Below are 21,269 nucleotides of genomic sequence, written 5' to 3'. Positions count from 1 at the left end.
GGCAGGGGGTGCGCAGGCGGCGCGCACGGGGGAGCCCGGAGGGGCGCGTCCGATCGGCGCCGCGGCCGCCCGAGGGGCGGGAGCCGGTCCCGGGCAGATCGTCCCGGGGAGGCCATCCTGGGCGGGCCGTCCCGGGGCCAGGGTTCAGGGCCAGCGGACCTCGGGCGGCAGCGACATCAGGATCGCCTCGACGTTGCCGCCGGTCCTGAGGCCGAAGACCGTGCCGCGGTCGTGGAGCAGGTTGAACTCGACGTAGCGGCCGCGGCGCACCAGCAGGTGCTCGCGCTGTTCCTGCGTCCAGGGCTCGTCCATGTGGCGCCGGACGATGCGTGGATAGACGTCCAGGAAGGCAAGGCCCACGTCGCGGGTGAAGGCGAAATCGGCGTCCCAGTCGCCCTGGAGGTTGTCGTAGAAGATGCCGCCGATCCCCCGCGGCTCGTTGCGGTGGGGCAGGAAGAAGTAGCGGTCGCACCAGTCCTTGAAGCGCGCGTAGTAGGCGGGGTCGTGCCGGTCGCAGGCGGCCTTCAGCGCGGCGTGGAAGTCCGCCGTATCCGCCGCGTCGGGAAAGGCCGGGGTCATGTCGGCGCCGCCCCCGAACCAGGCGGTCGAGGTCACGATGTGGCGCGTGTTCATGTGCACCGCGGGCACCAGCGGCGAGCGCATATGGGCGACGAGGCTGATCCCGGAAGCCCAGAACCGGCCGGTCTCGGCGGCGCCGGGGATCTGCTGGCGGAACTCGGGGCTGAAGGTGCCGTGCACGGTCGAGACGTTCACGCCGACCTTCTCGAAGACGCGGCCGCGCATGATCGACATCACGCCGCCGCCACCCTCGCCGCCCTCCGGGTCCGGCCGGGTCCAGGCCTTGCGCTCGAAACGGCCCGGCGCCAAGGGCCCGTGGGGGCCGCCGGACAGGTCGTCCTCAATCCGCTCGAAGGCCGCGCAGATCCGGTCGCGGAGCTCGGCGAACCAGGCGCTGGCGCGTGCCTTGCGGTCCTCTTCGGTCGAAGCTCTGTCTGCGGTCATGGGCGTTCCGGCGCGGCGTGGCGTGTCTGGCGGAGGGCCTCACCCAACACCATGGCGGCGGCCAGCGCAACGTTCAGCGAGCGCATGCCGGGACGCAGGGGAATCGCGACCCGCGCATCGGCCGCGGCATGCACGGCTTCTGGCACGCCCGCGCTCTCGCGGCCCAGCAGCAGCACGTCCCCTGGCGCGAAGGCGAAGTCGAGATAGGGCATCGCCGCCCGGGTGGTCAGCAGTACGATGCGGCCCGGCGGCTCTGCGGCGAAGCGCGTCCAGGAGGCATGGCGGCGCAGGTCCAGCCCGTCCAGGTAATCCATGCCGGCCCGGCGCAGCCGCCGGTCGTCCAGCACGAAGCCGCAGGGCTCGATCACGTGCAGCGGGACGCCGAGGCAGGCCGCGAGGCGCATAAGGGCGCCGGTGTTCTGCGGGATGTCGGGCTCGTAGAGCGCCAGATGTGGGGCCTCCGGCACCATCCGCCGTGCCTACCAGCAAGGGCCATGCCGCGGCAAGGTCCGAGCGTGGGGGCGCGGCATTTTGTCCATGAATCTAGTTCTTTCCAGAGTCTGGAACGAACTGTATACCCGTCCGGTCGCGGCAGACACGGTCGGGCCGCGCTGTACGCGCGTGCGGCCCCGGCGGCCGCAGCGGTCGTCCAGGTCGAGGGATCCAACTGGTCTCCCGCTGTCTCCCCGGCGGGCAGGCCGAGCAGTCAGAGAGAGAGCGTATGTCGGACACCACCCATCCGGTCGGGCCGGCCGGCCAAGGGGCGAGCGGGAGCGAAGGCGCCACGCGCCGCGACTTCCTGTATCTCGCCACCGCGGCTGTCGGCGCCGTCGGCGCAGCTTCCGTGGCCTGGCCCTTCATCGACAGCATGAACCCCGCGGCCGACACCCTGGCTCTGGCGTCCATCGACGTCGACCTGTCGCCCGTGCAGGTCGGCCAGGCCATCACGGTGACCTGGCGCGGCAAGCCGGTCTTCGTCCGTCGGCGCACCGAGGAGGAGATCCAGACCGCCCGCGCCGTGAACGTGAACGAGCTGCGCGACCCGCAGACGGACGAGCAGCGCGTGATCAAGCCGGAATGGCTGGTCATGGTCGGCGTCTGCACGCATCTCGGCTGCGTGCCGCTGGGCCAGAAGGCGACCGATCCCAAGGGTGACTTCGGCGGGTGGTTCTGCCCCTGCCACGGCTCGCACTACGACACGGCGGGCCGCATCCGCCGGGGTCCGGCGCCGGCGAACCTCCATGTCCCGGAATACCGGTTCCTGGACGACACCTCGATCCGCCTCGGCTAGGTCCGCAGGGGCCGACTGGAGTCCATCATGGCTGCCCAGCAGTTCAAGAATCCCGTGGTGAACTGGATCGATCGGCGCCTGCCGATCTTTACCATGATGCACCACGAGTACAACGAATACATGATGCCGAGGAACGCCAACTACTGGTGGAGCTTCGGCGCGCTGGCCATGGTCGTCCTGATCACGATGATCGTGACGGGCATCTTCCTGGCGATGAACTACACGGCGCACACCTCGATGGCCTTCGAGTCCGTCGAGCGCATCATGCGCGACGTGAACTACGGCTGGCTGCTGCGCTACATCCACATGAACGGCGCCTCGATGTTCTTCATCGTGGTGTACATTCACATGTTCCGCGGCCTGTATTACGGGTCCTACAAGACCCCGCGCGAGCTGCTGTGGATGATCGGCGTCGTCATCCTGCTGCTGATGATGGCGACCGCCTTCATGGGCTACGTGCTTCCCTGGGGCCAGATGAGCTTCTGGGGCGCCACCGTCATCACCAACCTGTTCTCGGCCTTCCCCTTCGTCGGCGATCCGATCGTGACCTGGCTGTGGGGCGGCTTCTCGGTGGACAACCCCACGCTCAACCGCTTCTTCGCGCTGCACTTCGTGCTGCCCTTCGTGATCCTGGGCGTGGTCATCCTGCACGTCGCGGCGCTGCACGTGACGGGCTCGAACAACCCGCTGGGCATCGAGCCGAAGGGGCCGCAGGACACGGTGCCGTTCAACCCGTACCTGACGGTGAAGGACGGCTTCGCGCTGGGGATCTTCCTGATCTTCTTCGCGGCCTTCGTGTTCTTCAACCCGAACTACCTCGGCCATCCCGACAACTACATCCCGGCGAACCCGCTGGTGACGCCCGCGCACATCGTGCCGGAATGGTACTTCCTGCCGTTCTACGCGATCCTGCGCGCGGTGCCGGACAAGCTCGGCGGCGTGCTGCTGATGTTCGGTGCGATCGCGGTGCTGTTCGTGCTGCCCTGGCTCGACACCTCCAAGGTCCGCTCGACCAAGTTCCGGCCGCTCTACAAGCCCTTCTACTACATCCTCATGGCCGACTGCGTGGTGCTGGGCTACATCGGCTCGCAGCCGCCCGAGGGCATCTACGTGCTGATCGGGCAGCTCGCGACGGCCTACTACTTCCTGCACTTCCTGGTGCTGACGCCGCTGATCGGCAAGATCGAGCGTCCGCGGCCGCTGCCTGCCAGCATCAGCGAGTCCGTCCTGAAGGGCGGCGGCCGCTTCCCGGCCGGCGCCACTGCCAAGCCCATGGAGAAGGCGTGATGCGTGCGATGAGGACGGCGTTCATCGCCGCGGGCCTGGCCCTGGGCCTCACGGGCGTCCTTGGCGTCCCGGGTTCCGCCCGGGCCGCCGAGGCGGTCCACCTGCCGGAGGTGTCCTTCAGCCACGAAGGCATCTTCGGGACCTTCGACCGCGGATCCGCCCAGCGCGGCTTCCAGGTCTACAAGGAGGTCTGCGCGGCCTGCCATTCCATGCGGCTGGTGTCGTACCGCAACCTCGCCGAGCTCGGCTTCAACGAGGACGAGGTGAAGGCGATCGCGGCCCAGTACGAGGTGACCGCGGGGCCGAACGACCAGGGCGAGATGTTCCAGCGGCCGGCCGTGGCGGCCGACCGGTTCAAGAGCCCCTTCCCGAACGACCAGGCCGCCCGCGCCTCCAACAACGGCGCGCTGCCGCCCGACCTGTCGCTGATGGCCAAGGCGCGCGTCGGCGGCGAGAAGTACATCTACGGGCTGCTGACGGGCTACGAGGAGGCTCCGGCCGAGGTGACCGTGCCGGACGGCCAGTACTACAACAAGTACTTCCCCGGTCACCTGCTGGGGATGCCGCCGATCCTGCAGCCCGACGGCGTGACCTATGCCGACGGCACGCCCGCCACGGTCGAGCAGATGGCGCACGACGTCGCCACCTTCCTGACCTGGGCGGCCGAGCCGAACCTCGAGGCGCGCAAGCAGATGGGCATCAAGGTGATCCTGTTCCTGCTGGTCTTCACGGGCATGATGTACGCCGTGAAGCGCAAGGTCTGGGCCGACGTGCACTGATCCCGGCCTCCGGGACGGAACTGCGAAGAGGGGCGCCGAGAGGCGCCCCTTTTTCATTGGCCGCCAGGGACTAAGCCGTTTTCCGCCGCGGCCGCGCGCTGCGGCGGGATGCCGGGCCATGTCTCGGCCCGTCGCAATGCGCCGTTGCTCCCGAGTCGCGATCTGCTGTACCGATCGAGACGGACCCGGCGCACCTTCTCGCCGTCCGGCTCCCCGCATCCCGCACAGCGCGAGGCTCCAATCTTGACTGGCCAGCCGGAGATCCTTGTCTCGCCGCACATCCTGCGTCCGACGGGCATCGTGTTCCAGATCGGGGTCGGCGACGGGGCCTGGAGCGAGGCCGTCGCGCCCATGGTCCCCGAGGGCGAGATCCACGCATTCGAGATGGACGCCGCCCGGCTCCGGACATTCTGTCGGCGCGCACGCGCGATCTCGTCCGGCGTATCGATCCTTACCCAGCTCCTGGACGGCCGGACGCCAGATGGCGCCCCGCCCCGGGCGTTCCTGGACGGCTACTGCCGGAGAATGGGAATTTCCCGCGTCTCCCTGCTGAAGATCGATGCTCCAGGGCATGAGCCATCCCTGCTCGCCGGTGCGTCGGACCTGCTGGCGCGGCGTGCCGTCGACGTCCTGCAGATCGCCGTCAGAAGCCTGGGCCCGGATGCCGACGCCGACCTGGCACGCGCGCTGAAGGGCCTGTCGGACCGCGGCTATCTCCTATGCGTGCCGGGTGCGGAGGCGCTCCGGGTCGTCGATCGCCCCGACGAGGTGATCGCGCCGGCCGGTCGTGTGGAGCTCCTGGCCTATGCGCCCAGGCTGCGCGAGTTCGTGCAGGGGACGCAGCGTGGCATGTTCGATTACTTCGAGCTGTTCAGGGATTTCGGGATCGCCCCCAGGGGCGTCGTGCATGTCGGCGCGCATCACGGCGAGGAGTACGACAACTACAAGCGGGCGGGCGTCTCCAGGATCGTCTTCGTCGAGGGGGATCCCGCGACCGCGGAAAAGCTCAGGGCGCGATTCGGTTCGCATGGAGACGTGACCTGCATACAAGGCCTCGTCTCGTCCCGGGAGGAGCGGGTCGTCTTCCACAGGACGAGCTCGTCGCAAAGCAGCTCGATGCTTCCGCTGAAGGAGCATCTCAGCATCTATCCCGGCATCACCGAGACCGCGACGATCGAGCTCGACGCCAGTCCGCTGCCCCGGATCCTGGAGCGGAACGGAATCAATCCGTCAGGTTTCAATGTGCTGGCCATCGACGCCCAGGGCGCCGAGCTGCTGGTTCTGCGCGGCGCAGAAGATCTGCTGGGGCACTTCGAGGCCATCGTCACCGAGATAAACTACGAAGAGGTCTATGCCGGCTGCCCGCTGGTCGAGGAGATCGATACGTTTCTCGATGCGCACGGCTTCGAGCGTGCCCGCGAGACGACGCCCTACCATCCTGCCTGGGGTGACGCTCTCTACATCCGGCGCCGGCGCCTCTCAATGCGGACCCTGGGGTCGAACGGGCGCTTTGCGAACCAGATCTTCCAGTATTTCTTCCTGGCCCTGACGGCAAGGCTGGAGGGCTCCGTGGCCGAGGCCCCCGACTGGATCGGCGAGCGGCTGTTCGGCCTTTCGGCGCCGCGCCCCAGGGAAGAGTATCCAGTGCTGCGACAGGACATCCAGGCGACGAGCCCGGCGGACCTGCTCGCGGAGCTGCAGTCGAAGCCCAGGGAGAACTTCGACATCTGGGGCTACTTCCAGTTCCACACCAGCTTCTATGCACCCTACAAGGATCTGTTCCGAAGCACCTTCACCCCGGGTCCGGAGATCCGGGCGGCCCTCGAGAGGGCGCGGCGCTCGCGCCTCGACGGGGACGAGACCATCGTCGCATGCCATCTCCGGCGCGGAGACTATGGCTATGCCTTCTTCCACCTGACCCCGACGGAGTGGTACCTGGCCTTCCTGCGCAGGATCTGGCCGAGGCTGCACAAGCCGGTGCTCTACCTCGCGAGCGACGACATCGACCTGGTCGCGCCTGACTTCGCCGAGTTCGATCCGCTCACGAGCAGGGATCTCGACGTCACCGTGGAGGACGCGCCGTTCTACGTGGACTTCTGGATGATGTCGCAATGCGATGTCCTTGCCTGCGCGAACAGCTCGTTCTCGTTCGCCGCCGCAATGCTGAACGAACGCGCCGCCATGTTCGTGCGGCCCGACATCCGTGTCGGCGAGCTCGTGCCCTTCCTGCCCTGGAACTGCCCGGTGCTCTTCAAGGACAAGGTCTAGGGAGGGCGGCAGGCCGCGCTCAGAGCAGGAAGGCCCGCTCGCTGTGACGCGTCAGGGCCGTCAGGGTGACGGAGCGGGCGGCTTCGCAGCGGGCCTCGCGGGCCAGCCAGTCCAGCTCGGCCCGCGCCTCGTCCTCGTCGACATCGCGGTACCAGCACTTGACCCGGCCGCGCTGGCCGTCGCACCAGCGGTACCCGCGCGCCTTCAGCAGCGCCCGGTGCTCGTAGGGGCTGCCAAGCGCCCAGACCCGCGCCGTCGGGCGCCGCGCCCGCTCCAGCAGCGCGGACAGGGCCAGCCGGCGGCTCTCCGGCAGCGGCTGGGCGAGAAGATGGAGAAGGGCGAGGCAGTCGTCCTCGGCGCGGTGCGCGGCATGGAAGAAGCCGAGCCGGTAGGCGAGGTAGTCGAGCTTGGTGGAGGCGATGCCCTCGTCGGACCAGGGGATCTCGACATGCGAGCAGGCCCAGGGCTTGTCCTCGAAGGCGGGAATGCGCTCCTCGGCCCGTGGCCGATCGAAGCCGGCATTGTGCGCGATCACGAGCGATGCCCGGGACAGGATCGCCCCGACCGCGTCGTCGTCGATGCGCTGCCCGCGCACCATGGCGTCGGTGATGCCGGTCAGCCTCGTCACCTCGGGCGGAATCGGCCGGCCGGGATCCTCGTACCAGGACCAGCTTCCGAGCACGTCGAAGACGCGGCCGCACTCGACGCCGTAGCGGAACTCCACGAGCGCGAGCTGGATGATGGGATCCTCGGCTTCCAACCCGGTCGTCTCGGTGTCGATGATCAGCCCGGTGCGGGTCGTGCAGCCATCATGCTCGTGATAGCGCCGCTGCGGCTCGAACCGGCGCAGGACGACGTAGCGGCCGCTGGCCTCGATCCGGCGGGCGGCGGCTTCCAGATCCTCGTGCATCCCTAGCTCCGCGGCGCGACGGCCTCGACGGCTCGCGCCAGCGCGTCCAGGGCCGGGTCGCCCTCGTTCTCGATCAGCGCGCGGGCGGCGCGCAACGCGGCGGGGCCAGGGGGCCGGCCCGCCGCCACCATGGCGGCCAGCGCGTCGGCCAGCGCCCTGGCCTCGGCCGTGCCGGCGGCGGCCTCCGCGCCGTCCGGCGCCGCCGCAGCCTCGGAGGCCACCCCGGCTGCCACCCCGGGGGGCACTTCGATCTCGATGGGGTGGCCGGTCGGATCCTCCCAGTCGGCCGGGGCGCCGCGCCGCCGGAACGAATTCCGGAGGAGCGAGCGCAGCCCTTCGCCGGCCTGGGAGGTCCGGCCCTCCTGCCAGGCCGCCAGCGCGGCGGCGACCAGGGCCATGGCCGGCTGGAACCGGGCGTGGCGGCGGACCACGACCGCGGCCTCGACGCCGTTGGAATAGCGCGACGGCCCCTCGCTGATATAGGCCGCGTAGCCGGCGCTCCGATCGCTGCCGGCGAGCTTGCCGACGACCATCTCCGCGATGACCTCGCTATCCGTTGCGCTCTCGCGGGCGACCGTGATCCGCAGCAAGGGGTCTCTCCCATCCATGGCGTCGTGCGTAACGGCACAGGCCTACACCAGATGCAGGCCGGGCGAAGCGACATCTCGCGGCTTCGCCGCCGAAACCGCGGGGCTGTTGCGGATGTGCAAGGATCCCCGCCGGGCGGCCTTCGTACGGGGTACGTTGACCGCCGCCGCCGGCTTGGCCAGGATCGCGGTCCCGAAGCCGCGACGAGGAGGCCGCCATGAAGCCGCAGCAGGTGCTGGAGTTCTGGTTCGGCGAGCGGGCGCGCACGATGTGGTGGGAGAAGTCCGACCGGTTCGACGCCGAGGTGCGCGCCACCTTGGGCGCCGCCCATGCGGAGGCCGCCGCGGGCGCGCTGGACGACTGGCGCGAGGCGCCGGAGCCGTGCCTCGCCCTCGTGATCCTGCTGGACCAGGTGCCCCGGAACATTCACCGCGGGACGCCGCGCGCCTTCGCGACCGACGCCCAGGCCCGCGCCGTCACGCGCATCGCGCTGGACCGCCGGTTCGATGACGGCTTCGATGTGGACCGGCGCATGTTCCTCTACCTGCCCCTGGAGCATTCCGAGGACCTCGCCGACCAGGAGCTGCTGGTCGATCTCGTGCGCACGCGAATCGGCCCCGGCATGTATCTCGACTATGCGGTGCGCCACCGCGACATCATCCTGCGCTTCGGTCGCTTCCCGCACCGCAATGCCATTCTCGGCCGCGCCAGCACCGAGGACGAGGTCGAGTTCCTGAAGCAGCCGGGATCGAGCTTCTGATGGCGGCCCCCATCCCGCGCATCGACCACACGCTTATCGGCGTCCCGGACCTGGAGGCGGCGCGCGGCGCGTGGGAGCGGCTGGGCTTCGCCGTCACCCCGCGGGGGCGGCACATCGGCTGGGGGACGGCGAACTACTGCGTGATGTTCCCCGACGACTACGTGGAGCTGCTGGGGATCGTCGACCCCACCCAGTTCGTCAACCGCCTCGACCTTTTCCTGGAGCGCCGCGGCGCGGGGCTGATGGGCCTGGCCTGGGGCATCGACGATGCCGCGGCCGTGCACGCCGCGCTGGCGTCCGCGGGCCTTGCCGAGCCGCCCAGGGCGCTGGCGCGGCTGCTGGAGCTGCCCGAGGGCGACGTGATGCCCCGGTTCGAGCTGGTGCCGCTGGCATCCGGGGCGACGCCAGCCCTGTCGAGCTTCTGCTGCCGGCACCTGACGCCCGAGCTGCTGCGCCGGCCGGAATGGCAGGAGCACCGGAACGGGGCTGTCGGGCTGGAGGGCGTCACGGTCGCCGTCGCCGACCCGGACGCCCTGGCAGCGGCCTATTCGATCCTGTTCGGCCCGGATGCCCTGCATGCAACGCCCGGGCGCCTCGATGTCCGGGTGGGGCCGCACGCGCTGCGCTTCCTGACGCCGGACCGGCTCCGCCGGCGCTATCCCCAGCTCGTGCCGCCGGCGGAGCTTCCGGCCCCGCTGGTCATGACGGTGCGCGTGACCTCGCTGGAGGCGACCGGGGCCTTCCTCGCGGGGCGCGGCATCGGGCAATGGCAGGGCGCGGGGCACAGGATCGTCGTGCCGCCGGACGAGGCGACCGGCGTCGTGCTGGAGTTCGCCGAGGGCTGACGCCTTTCAGGCTCAGCTCCCTGCGGTCCAGCTCCGTGCGGCTCAGCTCTCTCCGGCTTCGGGCATCGGGGGAAGGGTGAAACGCAGCGGCAGGACGCAGCGCACCGTGGTGCCCGCGTCGACGTCGCTGTCCAGCTCGACCGTGCCGCCGTGCAAGCCGATGAAGCTCCGGACCAGCGAAAGGCCCAGCCCGGCCCCGGGCTGGCGCGCCTGCGGGTTCGCGCGCTCGAAGCGCTCGAAGACGCGGTCCTGGTCGGAAGGCGGGATGCCGATGCCGGAGTCGCGGACCCAGAGCACCATGGCGTCCGGCCTCCGCTCGGCACCCAGGGCGATGCGGCCGCCCGCGGGCGTGAACTTGATCGCGTTGCTCACCAGGTTGAACAGGGCCTGCTTCAGGCGCTTCTCGTCGGCCTCGAAGCTGCCGGGGTCCGGGTCGCCTTCGATGGCGAGCTCTAGCTGCTGCTTGCGGGCCCAATCGCGGGTCAGGCCGGCGACACCCTCCAGCAGGGCGCGCACGTCGACGGGCTGCCGCTCGAGCACCAGGAAGCCCGCCTCGACCGTCGCCAGGTCCAGGATGTCGTTGATCAGCAGCAGCAGCCGGTTCCCGCTGTCGAGCACCGCGAGGCAGTATTCCATCTGCCGCTCGTTGAGCTCGCCGAAATACTGGTTCGAGAGGATCTCGGCGAAGCCCATGATCGCGTTGAGCGGAGTCCTGAGCTGGTAGGAGACGTTGGCGATGAACTCGGACTTCAGCCGGTCCGCAGCCTCGAGCGCCGCGTTGCGCTCGCGCAGCATGTGCTCCACCCGGCCGCTGTCGGTGACGTCCAGGAAGCTGTTCAGCACGGCGCCGTCGGGGAGCGGCACGTTGGAGAAGGCGATGATGGTGCCGTCGGCGCGCGCGATGCGGCCTGACCGCGCGGCGCGGTCCAGGGTGGCGCCGACCAGGTCCTCCTTGAAGCTGTCCCAGTCCGCGCCGTAGTCGAAGAAGGGGCGCATGCGCTCCACCAGCTCGACCACGTGCGGCTCGCCGCGCAGCGTCTCGGCCGGCAGCTTCCAGATGCGGGCATAGGCCGGGTTCGAGAGCTTAAGCCGGCCGTCGCCGCCGAAGACGGCGATGCCCTCGGCCAGGTTGTCCAGCGTCTCCTGCTGAACCGCCATCAGGGTGTTGTAGGAGGATTCCAGCGCCAGGGCGTTGGTCACGTCCTCCATCACGAACATCAGGCCGCCCAGGGGATGGGGCACCACCAGGACCCGCAGCGTCGTGCCGTCGGGCAGGTGCATCAGGTCCTCGGTGGCGGACATCAGCGTCGTGAACAGGGCGAGCTGGTCGCGCTTGTAGGCCCGGAAGTCGGCATATTCTGGCAGTCGGCGGCGGGCCCGCAGGTCCTCCATGATCTCGCCGTATGTGGGCCCGGCCTCGATCCAGGACTCCTCGAATCCCCAGAGCCGCTGATACGCCTGGTTGTGGAAGCGCAGCCGCGTGTCGGACCCGAAGATCGCGATGCCCGAGCCCAGATGCTCGAGCACCTCGGCATGGGCGGACTGGTGGCGCTCCAACTCGTTGCCGAGCTGCTCGACCCGGGTCAGGTCCAGGGCGTAGCCGACCACCAGCGGCGGCGCCGTGTCGGGCATGGGCAGGGGCGCCTCGGTGATCTCGATCAGGTGGCGCGCGCCCGACATCACCACGTGCTGGGTGCGCGACTGGGCGATGCCGCTCTCGCGGGCCTGCTCGGCCAGGGCGCGGCCCTCGGCGGCGCCGAGCTCGCGCTGCTCCTCCATCACCGCGGCCTGGGGCAGCTCGACGGCCTTCGCATAGGCGCGGTTGCACCAGGCCAGCGTCAGGTCCGGCCGGCGCAGCCAGACCGGACAGGGCACGACGTCGAGCGCCATGCGCAGCTCGGCCGCCAGCCCCTCGGCCAGGGCCCGGCCCTTGGACTGGCGCTTGATCTCGCCCGCCACCGCCGACAGGTCGCGAATCCAGAGAAGGTCGAATCGCTCCTCGGCGGGGCCGCGCACCTCGCCGCGGGTCCCGGTGATCTGGAGGACCCGCTCGCCCTCGGCGGTCGAGACAAGGATCTGGAAGCCCTGCGCGGTCTGGCGCAGCCGCCGGAAGGCGCCATGCAGCGCCGCCGCGTCGCTGGGCGCCAGCGCCGTCTCGACCTCGTCGAGCCCGGAGCAGCGCTCGATTCCCAGCAGGCTGCAGAAGTTGGGAGACTGGGTCTGCGTTCCGGCGGTGCTCCAGCCGCACCAGGCGTCGGGCATGGCGCCCACCAGCGCCTCGAGCCGCGCGGCATGCGCGCGCTGATCCTCCAGCTCCGACTCGGCCCGGGCCAGCCGGCGCTGCTGGAACCAGACGCCGAACACGGCGCAGAATGCCAGGACTAGGACGGCGGCCGTGCCCAGGGCACCGTCGCCGGAATGGGGCATCGCCATGGCAACGACGAGCAACAGAAGCGCCGCCGCCCCCGGCCAGTATCTCTCGGCCAGCGTCCTCACGTTGCCCGGTCGTCTCCCTCGCCACGGCACTGCAGGGCGCGTGCCCGGCACCATTTCGGCAGCAGCCTACCCCTTGGTTAATACGTCACGGTGATGCGGGGGGGAAGGGAAAACCCCTCGGACGCGTCGGTCTCAGCGGCGCGCGAGGTCGCGGGTCAGCCGGTCCAGTGCTTCCAGGGTCGCCTCGCTGACGTGATGCTCGATGCCTTCGGCGTCCTGCTCGGCGGTTTCCTCGTCGATGCCGATGGCGCGCAGGAACTCCAGGACGATGCGATGGCGCCGCCGCGCCTCGTCCGCCATGCGGCGGCCGGCATCGGTCAGGAAGATTGCGCGGTACGGCCGGCTCTCCACCAGGCCCTCGCGCAGCAGGCGCTGTACGATCTTGGACGCCGTCGGATGCGAGACGCCCATGTGCTCCGCCAGATCCACCAGGCGCGCCTCGCCATAGGCGCCGATCAGGTCGTCGATCAGCTCGACGTAATCCTCGGCGACCTCGGTCTGGTGCGCCTCCCGGATCCGGCTGAAGGCGGCGGCCCGGCGTGCGGCTTGGCGATTCATCGACAGGCGTTTCTCTGTTGAAGGGCGCATCCGTCTCCGGCCGCCCGGTTCCGGCGCACCATACAGGCACGGCGCCCCCGACGGAACACCGTGAGGTCGCGACTGTTTAGCCCCGGCTAAACAGCGTCGCGTTGGCGACCCGGTGCCGCGTCGCCACGGCGGCGTCCCCGTGCCTGCGCCCGCGGCCTGCGTCCCCGTCCCGGGGGCGGCGAAGGCCTGCGGGCCAGGGGCTGGGGCGATCGGGGAGCATGCGATGGACGCGCGGGTGACGGGCCGGCCCCTGGGGGGCGATCCCGCCGACGAGCCGCTGACGGGATGGCGGCGGGCCCGCGGCGACGCCGCGCTCTCGGACGTCCACCGCAGCATCGCGGTGCCGCGCCGGGGCGGCACCGGGCGCCGGCTTGCCGCCTTCCTGGGCCCCGGCTACCTGGTCGCCGTCGGCTACATGGACCCGGGGAACTGGGCCACCTCGATCGCCGGCGGGTCCCGGTTCGGCTACACGCTGCTCGTGGTGGCGCTGATCTCCAACATGATGGCGATCGTGCTGCAGTCCCTGTGCGCGCGCCTGGCCATCGCATCGGGCCGGGATCTCGCGCAGGCCTGCCGCGACGCCTATCCGAGGCCGGTCGCGATCGCCCTGTGGCTGCTGGCCGAGCTCGCGATCTGCGCAACCGACCTCGCCGAGGTGATCGGCACGGCGATCGGGCTGAACCTGCTCTTCGGTCTTCCGCTGGAGATCGGCGTCCTGGTCACGGCGCTGGACGTGTTCCTGATCCTGTACCTGCAGCGGCTGGGCTTCCGGTACCTCGAAGCCTTCATCGTGACGCTGCTGGGCATCATCGCGCTGTGCTTCGCGGTCCAGGTGGCGCTGGCGGACCCCGTCTGGGGCGAGGTGATCCGCGGCTTCGCGCCGACGACCGAGATCGTCGCCAACCCGGAGATGCTGTACATCGCGCTCGGCATCCTGGGCGCGACGGTGATGCCCCACAACCTCTACCTCCACTCGGCGATCGTGCAGACCCGGGCCTATGGGCGGTCGCTGGGGGAGCGGCGCCAGGCGCTGCGGCTCGCCACCCTGGATTCGACGGTGGCCCTGATGTTCGCGCTGCTGATCAACGCCTCGATCCTGATCCTTGCCGCGGCGGCCTTCCACGGGACGGGCCGGAGCGGGGTCGCAGAGCTCGGCGAGGCCCACGGGTTGCTGGCGCCGCTGCTGGGTTCGGCTTTCGCGCCCTCGCTGTTCGGCATCGCCCTGCTGTGCTGTGGGCTGAACTCCACCGTCACCGCGACGCTGGCGGGGCAGGCCGTGATGGAGGGCTTCATCGAGATCCGGCTGCCGGCCTGGCAGCGGCGGCTGATCACGCGCCTGATCGCCATCGTGCCCGCCGCGGTGGTGACGGCCTGGTATGGCGAGGCCGGCACCGCGGAGCTCCTGATCCTGAGCCAGGTGGTGCTCAGCCTTCAGCTCTCCTTCGCCGTGGTGCCGCTGGTCGCCTTCACGGCCAGCCGTGCCAAGATGGGCGCCCTGGTCGCGCCGCGCTGGCTGGCGGCCGTGGCCGGCGCGGTCGCCGCCGTCATCGTCGGGCTGAACGTGAAGCTCGTCGCCGACTTCATGCTGGGGTGAGGCCCATGGGGCCGAGGGCGGCCGGGACGAGATCGGCCGGGACGAGATCCGCTGGGGCGCTGCCGGCACCGTCCCCACCGCCATAGGCCGAGAGGACCTCGCGCACGAGCTGGGCCAGCGCATCGAGCGCGGCCGCCCGCGGGAAGCTCGGCCGCCAGACGAGGCGCACCGTCCGGCCGCGCGGCGCGGCGAGCGGCCGCAGCACCACGTTGCGTCCGCGCAGCGCGCCCGCCGCCAGCCCCGGCACCAGCGTGGTGCCGAAGCCCGCCGCCACCATGTTCACCAGCGTCTCCAGACTGGCCGCGCGCAACGAGCCCCCGGACGGGTCCGGGGCGTTGCAGGCCGCGAGCGCCTGGTCGCGCAGGCAGTGCCCGTCGGAGAGCACCAGCAGGTCGGGGGCGAGCTCCGGCTCGTCCAGGCGCTCGCGCCCCGCCAGCGGGTGCTCGGGGGGAAGGGCGGCCAGGAAGGGCTCTGTGAAGAGCGGCCGTTCCGCGAACTCGCCCGGCGGCACGGGTGTGGCGACCAGCGCCGCGTCCAGCCGGCGTCCGCGCAGCCGGTCGAGCAGGGCGCCGGTGAGGTCCTCCCAGGGCTCGAGCGCCAAGCGCGGAAAGCGGTGCCGGGCGGGTCCGAAGACCAGCGGCATCAGATAGGGCCCGAGGGTCGGGATCACGCCCAGCCGCAGCGGCCCCGCCAGCGGATCGCCCGCCGAACGGCCCAGCGCCGCGATGGCGTCGGCCTCCTCGACGGCGCGGGCGGCATGGACCAGAACCCGGGCTCCGAAATCGGTCGGCACGACCCAGCGGTTGGTCCGCTCGAAGAGCGGCGCGCCCAGGCTGTCCTCGAGCTTGCGGATCTGGGCGCTGAGGGTCGGCTGGCTGACATGGCAGGCCTCGGCCGCGCGGCCGAAATGGCGGTGCTCGGCCACGGCCAGCACATAGCGGAGATCCCGGAGATTCACGGCGTCGTACCCGTCGATAGATGCCGACGATCATATCGATGAGAACAATCGATTTCATCCCGGATTTTCGGCGAACTAGGCTCAACCCATCAGCCGGATGCACCGGCGCCGCTCAGGGAGCCCCGCCATGACGAACCGCATGACCACCACCGCCGGCGCGCCCGTCGCCGACAACCAGAACAGCGTCACCGCCGGGCCCAGGGGGCCCGTGCTGCTGCAGGACTACCAGCTCATCGAGAAGCTCGCGCACCAGAACCGCGAGCGCATTCCCGAGCGCGTGGTCCATGCCAAGGGCTCGGCCGCCTACGGCACCTTCACCGTGACCAACCCGATCCCGCAGTTCACGCGCGCCAGGCTGTTCGGCGAGGCCGGCAAGCGGACCGAGGTGTTCCTGCGCTTCTCGACCGTGGCGGGCGAGCGCGGCGCGGCCGATGCCGAGCGCGACGTCCGCGGCTTCGCCCTGAAGTTCTACACCGAGGAGGGCAACTGGGACCTCGTCGGCAACAACACGCCGGTCTTCTTCATCCGGGACCCGCTGAAGTTCCCGGACTTCATCCGCACCCAGAAGCGCCATCCGCGCACCAACCTGCGCAGCTCGACGGCCGCCTGGGACTTCTGGTCGCTCTCGCCCGAGAGCCTGCACCAGCTCACGATCCTGTTCAGCGACCGCGGCCTGCCGGCGACCTACCGGCACATGAACGGGTACGGCAGCCATACCTACAGCTTCTGGAACGACAGGGCCGAGCGCTTCTGGGTCAAGTTCCACTTCAAGACCCTGCAGGGCCACCGCACGCTGACCAACCGCGAGGCCGAGCAGGTCGTGGCGACGGACCGCGAGAGCGCCCAGCGCGACCTCTATGAATCGATCGAGCGCGGCGACTTCCCGCAGTGGCGCGTCTGCGTCCAGGTGATGCCCGAGCTGGACGCGGCCGGGACGCCCTACGATCCCTTCGACCTGACAAAGGTCTGGCCCCATGCCGACTATCCGCTGATCGAGGTCGGCGTGCTGGAGCTGAACCGCAATCCCGACCACTATCATGCCGAGGTCGAGCAGTCCTCCTTCAGCCCGTCCAACGTGGTGCCGGGCATCGGCTTCTCGCCCGACCGGATGCTGCAGGGCCGCATCTTCGCCTATGCCGACGCCCACCGGTACCGGGTCGGCACCCATTACGAGGCGCTGCCGGTGAACCGCCCGCGCTGCCCCGTGAACCACTACCACGCCGACGGCGCCATGCGCTTCGACGCCCCCAAGGGAACCGACGCCTATTACGAGCCCAACAGCTTCGGCGGGCCGGCGCAGGATCCCTCCGTGGCGGAGCCTCCGCTGCGCCTCGACGGCGAGGCCGGGCGGCACGACCACCGGGCCGGCAACGACGACTATGCCCAGCCGCGCGCCCTGTTCCGGCTGTTCGACGAGGGCCAGCGGCAGCGGCTGTTCCAGAACATCGCCGAGTCCATGGCCGGCGTCCCCGCCTTCATCGTCGAGCGCCAGATCGCGCACTTCACGAAGGTGGATCCCGCCTATGGCGTCGGCGTCGCCGCCGCGTTGGGCGTCCCGGTGGCCGTGCCCGCGGAATGAGCCGGCTCGCCCGGTCCGGGGCGCAGGCCCCGGGCCGGACTGTCTCGACCCCTTCCCCTCGCCCGACAGGAGGCCCGCCATGGCCCAGCCCGTCCCCGATTCGCCTTCGCCGGTCGCAGATCCGTTGGTTCCCGCGCGCCCCGCGCTGCGCGCGGGCTATCGCGCGGCCGGCTTCCTCTTCCTCGCCCTGGGCGCCGTGGGGGCGCTGGTGCCCCTGCTGCCGACCACGGTCTTCTGGATCCTCGCCGTGGTCTGCCTGATGCGCGCGGGCGACCCGCTCGCCCAGGCGCTGCTGGCGCACCGGCGCTTCGGCCCGGGGCTGCGGCTGTTCCTCGAGCACGGCGCCATCACCCGCCAGGGCAAGGTCCTCGCCCTGTCCGGCCTGCTGGTCTCGGCCGCGGGGATGGGCGCCTTCGCGCCCTCGCGCCCCATCGCCGCGGGGATCGCCATGGGCGCGCTCGCCCTTGCGGTCCTCTGGATCGCAACGCGGCCGGAGCCGCGGCCGGCCCTGCTGCGGGCCGTCCGGCCGCCGCGCGGCTGAACCGCCGGCGCCGTCACGGCCGCGCCTCGGCGGCGAGATCGGCCACGGCCCGGGCCAGCGGCAGTGCGACCGGCGCCGCATTCCGGCGCCGAACGGAGACGGTGCCCGCGCCGAGCTCGCGCGCTCCGACGGCCACGAAGACGGGGATACCGTTGGCGTGGGCATCGACGATGCGCCGGGGCAGGCGTTCGGGCCGGTCGTCCAGCACCGCGCGCAGGCCGGGCCCGGAAAGCTCGGCCACAACATGGCGGGCATAGGCGGCCTGGCCGGCATCCGCGGGATCGACCGGGGCGACTGCCACCTGCTCGGGGGCGAGCCAGAAGGGCAGGGCGCCGCCGTGGTGCTCCAGCAGGATCGCGACGAAGCGCTCGATGCTGCCGAGCACGGCATGGTGGATCATCACCGGCCGGACCCGACGGTTCTCGGAATCGACGTATTCGGCATCCAGACGCTCGGGCAGCACGAGGTCGAGCTGCACGGTGCCGCACTGCCAGTCGCGGCCGTGCCTGTCCTTCAGGATGAATTCGAGCTTCGGGCCATAGAAGGCGCCCTCGCCGGGCTGCAGCCGGGGCGAGAGCCCGGCCGCGCGGGCGGCCGCGGCCAGCATCGCCTCCGCCTTGTCCCAGGCCTCCTCGGATCCTGCCCGGAGGGCAGGCCGGGTGGAGAAGCCGACGGAGAAGCCGGGGAAGCCGAAATCCGCGTAGACCGCGGCCAGCATCCGGCAGAAGCGCGCGACCTCCTCCTCCACCTGGTCCTCGCGGCAGAAGATGTGGGCATCGTCCTGCACGAAGGCGCGGGTGCGCATCAGCCCCTGCAGCGCCCCCGAGGGTTCGTTGCGGTGGCAGGCGCCGAACTCGCATAAGCGGACCGGCAGGTCCCGGTGCGAGCGCACGCGCTTGTTGAAGATCTGGACGTGCCCGGGGCAGCTCATGGGCTTGAGCGCCATGACGCGCTCGCCCTCGCCGAAGGCGAAGATGGCATCCCCGAACTTCGCCCAGTGGCCGCTGCGCTCCCAGAGCGAGCGCGACAGGAGCTGCGGGGTGCGCACCTCGCGGAAGCCGGCCGCGGCCATGCGCCGGCGGATGGTCTCCTCGACCACGCGATAGAGCGCGGTGCCGCGGGGGTGCCAGAAGACCATGCCGGGCCCTTCCTCCTGCTGGTGGAAGAGGTCGAGCCGGTTGCCGATGGCCCTGTGATCGCTGTCGTCCATGATGTCCTGTCTCCGTTGGATAAAGCCGACGGAGGGGACGCCCGGAAAAGAGAAAGGCCCCGTCCGTCGCCGGCGGGGCCTCGTCGAAGGTCGTCAGTCGCCTTGGATCAGCGCATGAACCACCCGGACGGCCCGCCATGGCAGGTCGTCGTGGTCGCGGTCAGCGCGAAGGCGAATGCGTGCTTCATGGGTCCATCAGACACGGGCTGCGGCGCGGAAGTCAACCTTTCCACGCCGCAGTCCCGCATCAGTAGCGGTAGTGGTCGGGCTTGAAGGGGCCCTGCTGGGGGACGCCGATGTATTCCGACTGCTTGTCGGTCAGCGCCGTCAGCTTGGCGCCGATCTTATCGAGGTGCAGCCGGGCGACCTTCTCGTCGAGGTGCTTGGGCAGCACGTAGACCTTGCGCTCGTAGTTCTGGTGGTTCTGCCAGAGCTCGATCTGCGCCAGCACCTGGTTGGTGAAGCTGGCGGACATCACGAAGCTCGGGTGGCCGGTCGCGCAGCCGAGGTTCACCAGCCGCCCCTTGGCCAGGACGATCAGGCGCTTGCCATCGGGGAAGACGACCTCGTCGACCTGCGGCTTGACCTCTTCCCAGCGGTAGTTGCGCAGGGAGTCGATCTGGATCTCGCTGTCGAAGTGGCCGATGTTGCAGACGATCGCGCGGTCCTTCATGGCCCGCATGTGGTCCAGCGTGATCACGTCCACGTTGCCGGTCGCGGTCACGAAGATGTCGCCGAGCGGGGCGGCGTCCTCCATGGTGACGACCTGGTAGCCCTCCATCGCGGCCTGGAGCGCGTTGATGGGGTCGATCTCGGTGACCATGACGCGGGCGCCCTGGCTGCGCAGCGAGGCGGCCGAGCCCTTGCCCACGTCGCCGTAGCCGCAGACCACCGCGACCTTGCCGGCCATCATGACGTCGGTCGCGCGCTTGATGCCGTCGACCAGGCTCTCGCGGCAGCCGTAGAGGTTGTCGAACTTCGACTTGGTGACGCTGTCGTTCACGTTGATGGCGGGAACCAGCAGCTTGCCGGCCTTCATCATCTCGTAGAGACGGTGCACGCCCGTGGTGGTCTCCTCCGAGAGGCCGCGGACGTCCGCCAGCATGGCCGGGTACTTGTCGTGCATGATCTGGGTGACGTCGCCGCCGTCGTCCAGGATCATGTTCGGCGTCCAGCCGTCCGGACCGCGCAGCGTCTGCTCGATGCACCACCAGAACTCCTCCTCGGTCTCGCCCTTCCAGGCGAAAACGGGGATGCCGGCGGCGGCGATCGCGGCGGCGGCATGGTCCTGGGTCGAGAAGATGTTGCAGGACGACCAGCGGACGGTCGCGCCCAGCGCCGTCAACGTCTCGATCAGCACGGCGGTCTGGATCGTCATGTGCAGGCAGCCGACGATGCGCGCGCCCTTGAGGGGCTTGGACTCACCGTACTCGGCGCGCAGCGCCATCAGGCCGGGCATCTCGGTCTCGGCGATCGTGATTTCCCGGCGGCCCCAGCCGGCCAGGGAGATGTCTGCGACCTTGTAGTCGGTGAAGGCGGTGGCGCTCATCGCGCGTGCTCCTGCAAATCCACGGGGTTGGCAGCGGTTTACCAGCGCCGCCGCTGACGGGCAAGCATAAAGATATCTTTATGTATCCGATCAAGGCTCCGGGCGGCGGGCCCGTCCGGGCCCGCCCCCGCACCCTTCAGGCCGGGTCCGCGTCGGTGGAGAGCGCGACCTCCCTCTGCGCCTCCAGCGCTGCAAGGCGCTCCGTCAGGGCGGCCCGGACCGAGGCATAGGCGGTGCCGCCCAGGGTCAGGCGGCGCGGCGGGTCGCCGGCATCCGCGGCCTCGATCATGCGGTCCACCATCTTGACGGGATCGCCGACGACCGCGAAGGAGCCGTCCGCCATGCCCCGGCGGACGATGTCCGCCGGCGTGCCGTCATAGGCCGGCATCGTCCTGGAATGGGCGAGGCCTCTCCCGAAATTGGTGCGGGTGGGGCCGGGCTCCACCAGGGTCAGGCGGATGCCGAAGGGCGCGACCTCCTGCGCGACCGCCTCGGCGAAGCCTTCGATGCCCCACTTGGTCGCGTGATAGAGGCCGAAGCCGGGATAGGCCATCTGCCCGCCCTCTGAGGAGACCTGCAGGATCCGGCCGCCGCCCTGGGCGCGCAGGTGGGGCAGGCTGTGCCGGATGACCGCGATGGAGCCCAGCAGGTTCGTGTCGACGATGCGCCGGATCTCGGCCTCGTCGAGCTCCTCGGCCGCGCCGAACAGGCCGTAGCCGGCATTGCTGACGACGACGTCGATGCGGCCGAGCCGGGCGAAGCATTCGTCGAGCACGCGCCGTACAGCCTGCGGGTCGCTGACGTCCAGCCGCCGCACCAGCAGGGCATCGCCATGGCGTTCGGCCAGGGGGGCGAGCGTGTCGGGATTGCGCAGGGTCGCGGCGACGCGGTCGCCGCGGGCGAGGGCCTTCTCGGCCAGGATCCGGCCGAAGCCGGAGGACGCGCCGGTGATGAACCAGGTCTTTGTCATGGTGAGGCTCCTTGAAAGGGTGCCCCCGGAAGC

General features: G+C 70.5%; 19 protein-coding genes. 9 read left to right on the top strand and 10 right to left on the bottom strand.

What is annotated here, in order from left to right:
- Positions 1-144: 144 nt before the first annotated feature.
- Both hemF and JUB13_RS23720 read right to left on the bottom strand, forming a co-directional pair.
- Entirely contained in the window at positions 145-1,023 is an 879-nt protein-coding gene (hemF, locus tag JUB13_RS23725; RefSeq protein WP_207483364.1) for an oxygen-dependent coproporphyrinogen oxidase, read from the bottom strand.
- On the bottom strand, positions 1,020-1,493 hold the full coding sequence (locus JUB13_RS23720; protein WP_207483362.1) for a tRNA (cytidine(34)-2'-O)-methyltransferase: 474 nt from the start codon (positions 1,491-1,493) through the stop codon (positions 1,020-1,022). Before JUB13_RS23720 ends, hemF begins: the two co-directional genes overlap by 4 nt.
- A 251-nt stretch (positions 1,494-1,744) precedes the next feature.
- On the opposite strand from JUB13_RS23720, the gene petA reads away from it, so the two are divergent.
- The 4 genes from petA to JUB13_RS23700 all read left to right on the top strand — a co-directional run bounded on the left by petA (position 1,745) and on the right by JUB13_RS23700 (position 6,648).
- Entirely contained in the window at positions 1,745-2,314 is a 570-nt protein-coding gene (gene petA, locus JUB13_RS23715) for a ubiquinol-cytochrome c reductase iron-sulfur subunit (RefSeq protein ID WP_207483360.1), read from the top strand.
- 24 nt (positions 2,315-2,338) lie between these two features.
- A complete protein-coding gene (locus JUB13_RS23710) occupies positions 2,339-3,601 on the top strand; it encodes a cytochrome b (protein ID WP_407928167.1) in 1,263 nt (420 codons plus the stop codon).
- A complete protein-coding gene (locus JUB13_RS23705; protein ID WP_207483356.1) occupies positions 3,601-4,380 on the top strand; it encodes a cytochrome c1 in 780 nt (259 codons plus the stop codon). Before JUB13_RS23710 ends, JUB13_RS23705 begins: the two co-directional genes overlap by 1 nt.
- A 243-nt stretch (positions 4,381-4,623) precedes the next feature.
- Complete coding sequence (locus tag JUB13_RS23700) at positions 4,624-6,648, top strand: FkbM family methyltransferase (RefSeq protein WP_207483354.1); 2,025 nt, start codon at positions 4,624-4,626, stop codon at positions 6,646-6,648.
- Between the two features lie 19 nt (positions 6,649-6,667).
- Here JUB13_RS23700 and JUB13_RS23695 read toward each other — a convergent pair whose 3' ends face one another.
- The gene (locus JUB13_RS23695; protein WP_207483352.1) at positions 6,668-7,558 is read right to left on the bottom strand and encodes a 3'-5' exonuclease; all 891 of its coding nucleotides are present in this window, start codon (positions 7,556-7,558) and stop codon (positions 6,668-6,670) included.
- A gap of 2 nt (positions 7,559-7,560) precedes the next feature.
- Complete coding sequence (locus tag JUB13_RS23690) at positions 7,561-8,148, bottom strand: hypothetical protein (protein ID WP_207483349.1); 588 nt, start codon at positions 8,146-8,148, stop codon at positions 7,561-7,563.
- 215 nt (positions 8,149-8,363) lie between these two features.
- On the opposite strand from JUB13_RS23690, the gene JUB13_RS23685 reads away from it, so the two are divergent.
- Entirely contained in the window at positions 8,364-8,906 is a 543-nt protein-coding gene (locus JUB13_RS23685) for a DUF924 family protein (protein ID WP_207483347.1), read from the top strand.
- On the top strand, positions 8,906-9,751 hold the full coding sequence (locus JUB13_RS23680) for a VOC family protein (protein WP_207483345.1): 846 nt from the start codon (positions 8,906-8,908) through the stop codon (positions 9,749-9,751). Before JUB13_RS23685 ends, JUB13_RS23680 begins: the two co-directional genes overlap by 1 nt.
- A 42-nt stretch (positions 9,752-9,793) precedes the next feature.
- Here JUB13_RS23680 and JUB13_RS23675 read toward each other — a convergent pair whose 3' ends face one another.
- Positions 9,794-12,247: a sensor histidine kinase gene (locus JUB13_RS23675; protein ID WP_328702994.1), complete on the bottom strand. Its 2,454-nt coding sequence runs from the start codon at positions 12,245-12,247 to the stop codon at positions 9,794-9,796.
- Positions 12,248-12,379: 132 nt separating this feature from the next.
- Positions 12,380-12,835 carry a manganese-binding transcriptional regulator MntR gene (gene mntR, locus JUB13_RS23670; protein ID WP_207483343.1) on the bottom strand — a complete coding sequence of 152 codons (456 nt, stop codon included), beginning with the start codon at positions 12,833-12,835 and terminating at the stop codon, positions 12,380-12,382.
- 223 nt (positions 12,836-13,058) lie between these two features.
- Between mntR and JUB13_RS23665 the strand changes: the two genes are divergently transcribed.
- Entirely contained in the window at positions 13,059-14,429 is a 1,371-nt protein-coding gene (locus tag JUB13_RS23665) for an Nramp family divalent metal transporter (protein WP_207483341.1), read from the top strand.
- Here JUB13_RS23665 and JUB13_RS23660 read toward each other — a convergent pair.
- Entirely contained in the window at positions 14,416-15,387 is a 972-nt protein-coding gene (locus JUB13_RS23660) for a LysR substrate-binding domain-containing protein (RefSeq protein WP_207483339.1), read from the bottom strand. The two genes, JUB13_RS23665 and JUB13_RS23660, sit on opposite strands and share 14 nt — an antisense overlap.
- A gap of 127 nt (positions 15,388-15,514) precedes the next feature.
- On the opposite strand from JUB13_RS23660, the gene JUB13_RS23655 reads away from it, so the two are divergent.
- Both JUB13_RS23655 and JUB13_RS23650 read left to right on the top strand, forming a co-directional pair.
- Positions 15,515-16,966, top strand: coding sequence for a catalase (locus JUB13_RS23655; protein WP_207483337.1), 1,452 nt, complete (start codon positions 15,515-15,517; stop codon positions 16,964-16,966).
- Positions 16,967-17,045: 79 nt separating this feature from the next.
- The gene (locus JUB13_RS23650; protein ID WP_207483335.1) at positions 17,046-17,507 is read left to right on the top strand and encodes a YbaN family protein; all 462 of its coding nucleotides are present in this window, start codon (positions 17,046-17,048) and stop codon (positions 17,505-17,507) included.
- Positions 17,508-17,520: 13 nt separating this feature from the next.
- On the opposite strand, the gene thrS is transcribed toward JUB13_RS23650, so the two are convergent.
- The 3 genes from thrS to JUB13_RS23635 form a co-directional block, all read right to left on the bottom strand.
- On the bottom strand, positions 17,521-18,717 hold the full coding sequence (thrS, locus tag JUB13_RS23645) for a threonine--tRNA ligase (RefSeq protein WP_207483333.1): 1,197 nt from the start codon (positions 18,715-18,717) through the stop codon (positions 17,521-17,523).
- Positions 18,718-18,964: 247 nt separating this feature from the next.
- Positions 18,965-20,266: an adenosylhomocysteinase gene (gene ahcY / locus JUB13_RS23640; protein ID WP_207483331.1), complete on the bottom strand. Its 1,302-nt coding sequence runs from the start codon at positions 20,264-20,266 to the stop codon at positions 18,965-18,967.
- Positions 20,267-20,402: 136 nt separating this feature from the next.
- Complete coding sequence (locus JUB13_RS23635; protein ID WP_207483329.1) at positions 20,403-21,236, bottom strand: SDR family oxidoreductase; 834 nt, start codon at positions 21,234-21,236, stop codon at positions 20,403-20,405.
- Between the last annotated feature and the right edge of the window lie 33 nt (positions 21,237-21,269).

Source organism: Arenibaculum pallidiluteum, assembly GCF_017355985.1.
Lineage (GTDB): Bacteria > Pseudomonadota > Alphaproteobacteria > Azospirillales > Azospirillaceae > Arenibaculum > Arenibaculum pallidiluteum.
Note: the sequence above shows the minus strand (reverse complement) of the source record. Positions and strands in the feature narration are given on the sequence as shown.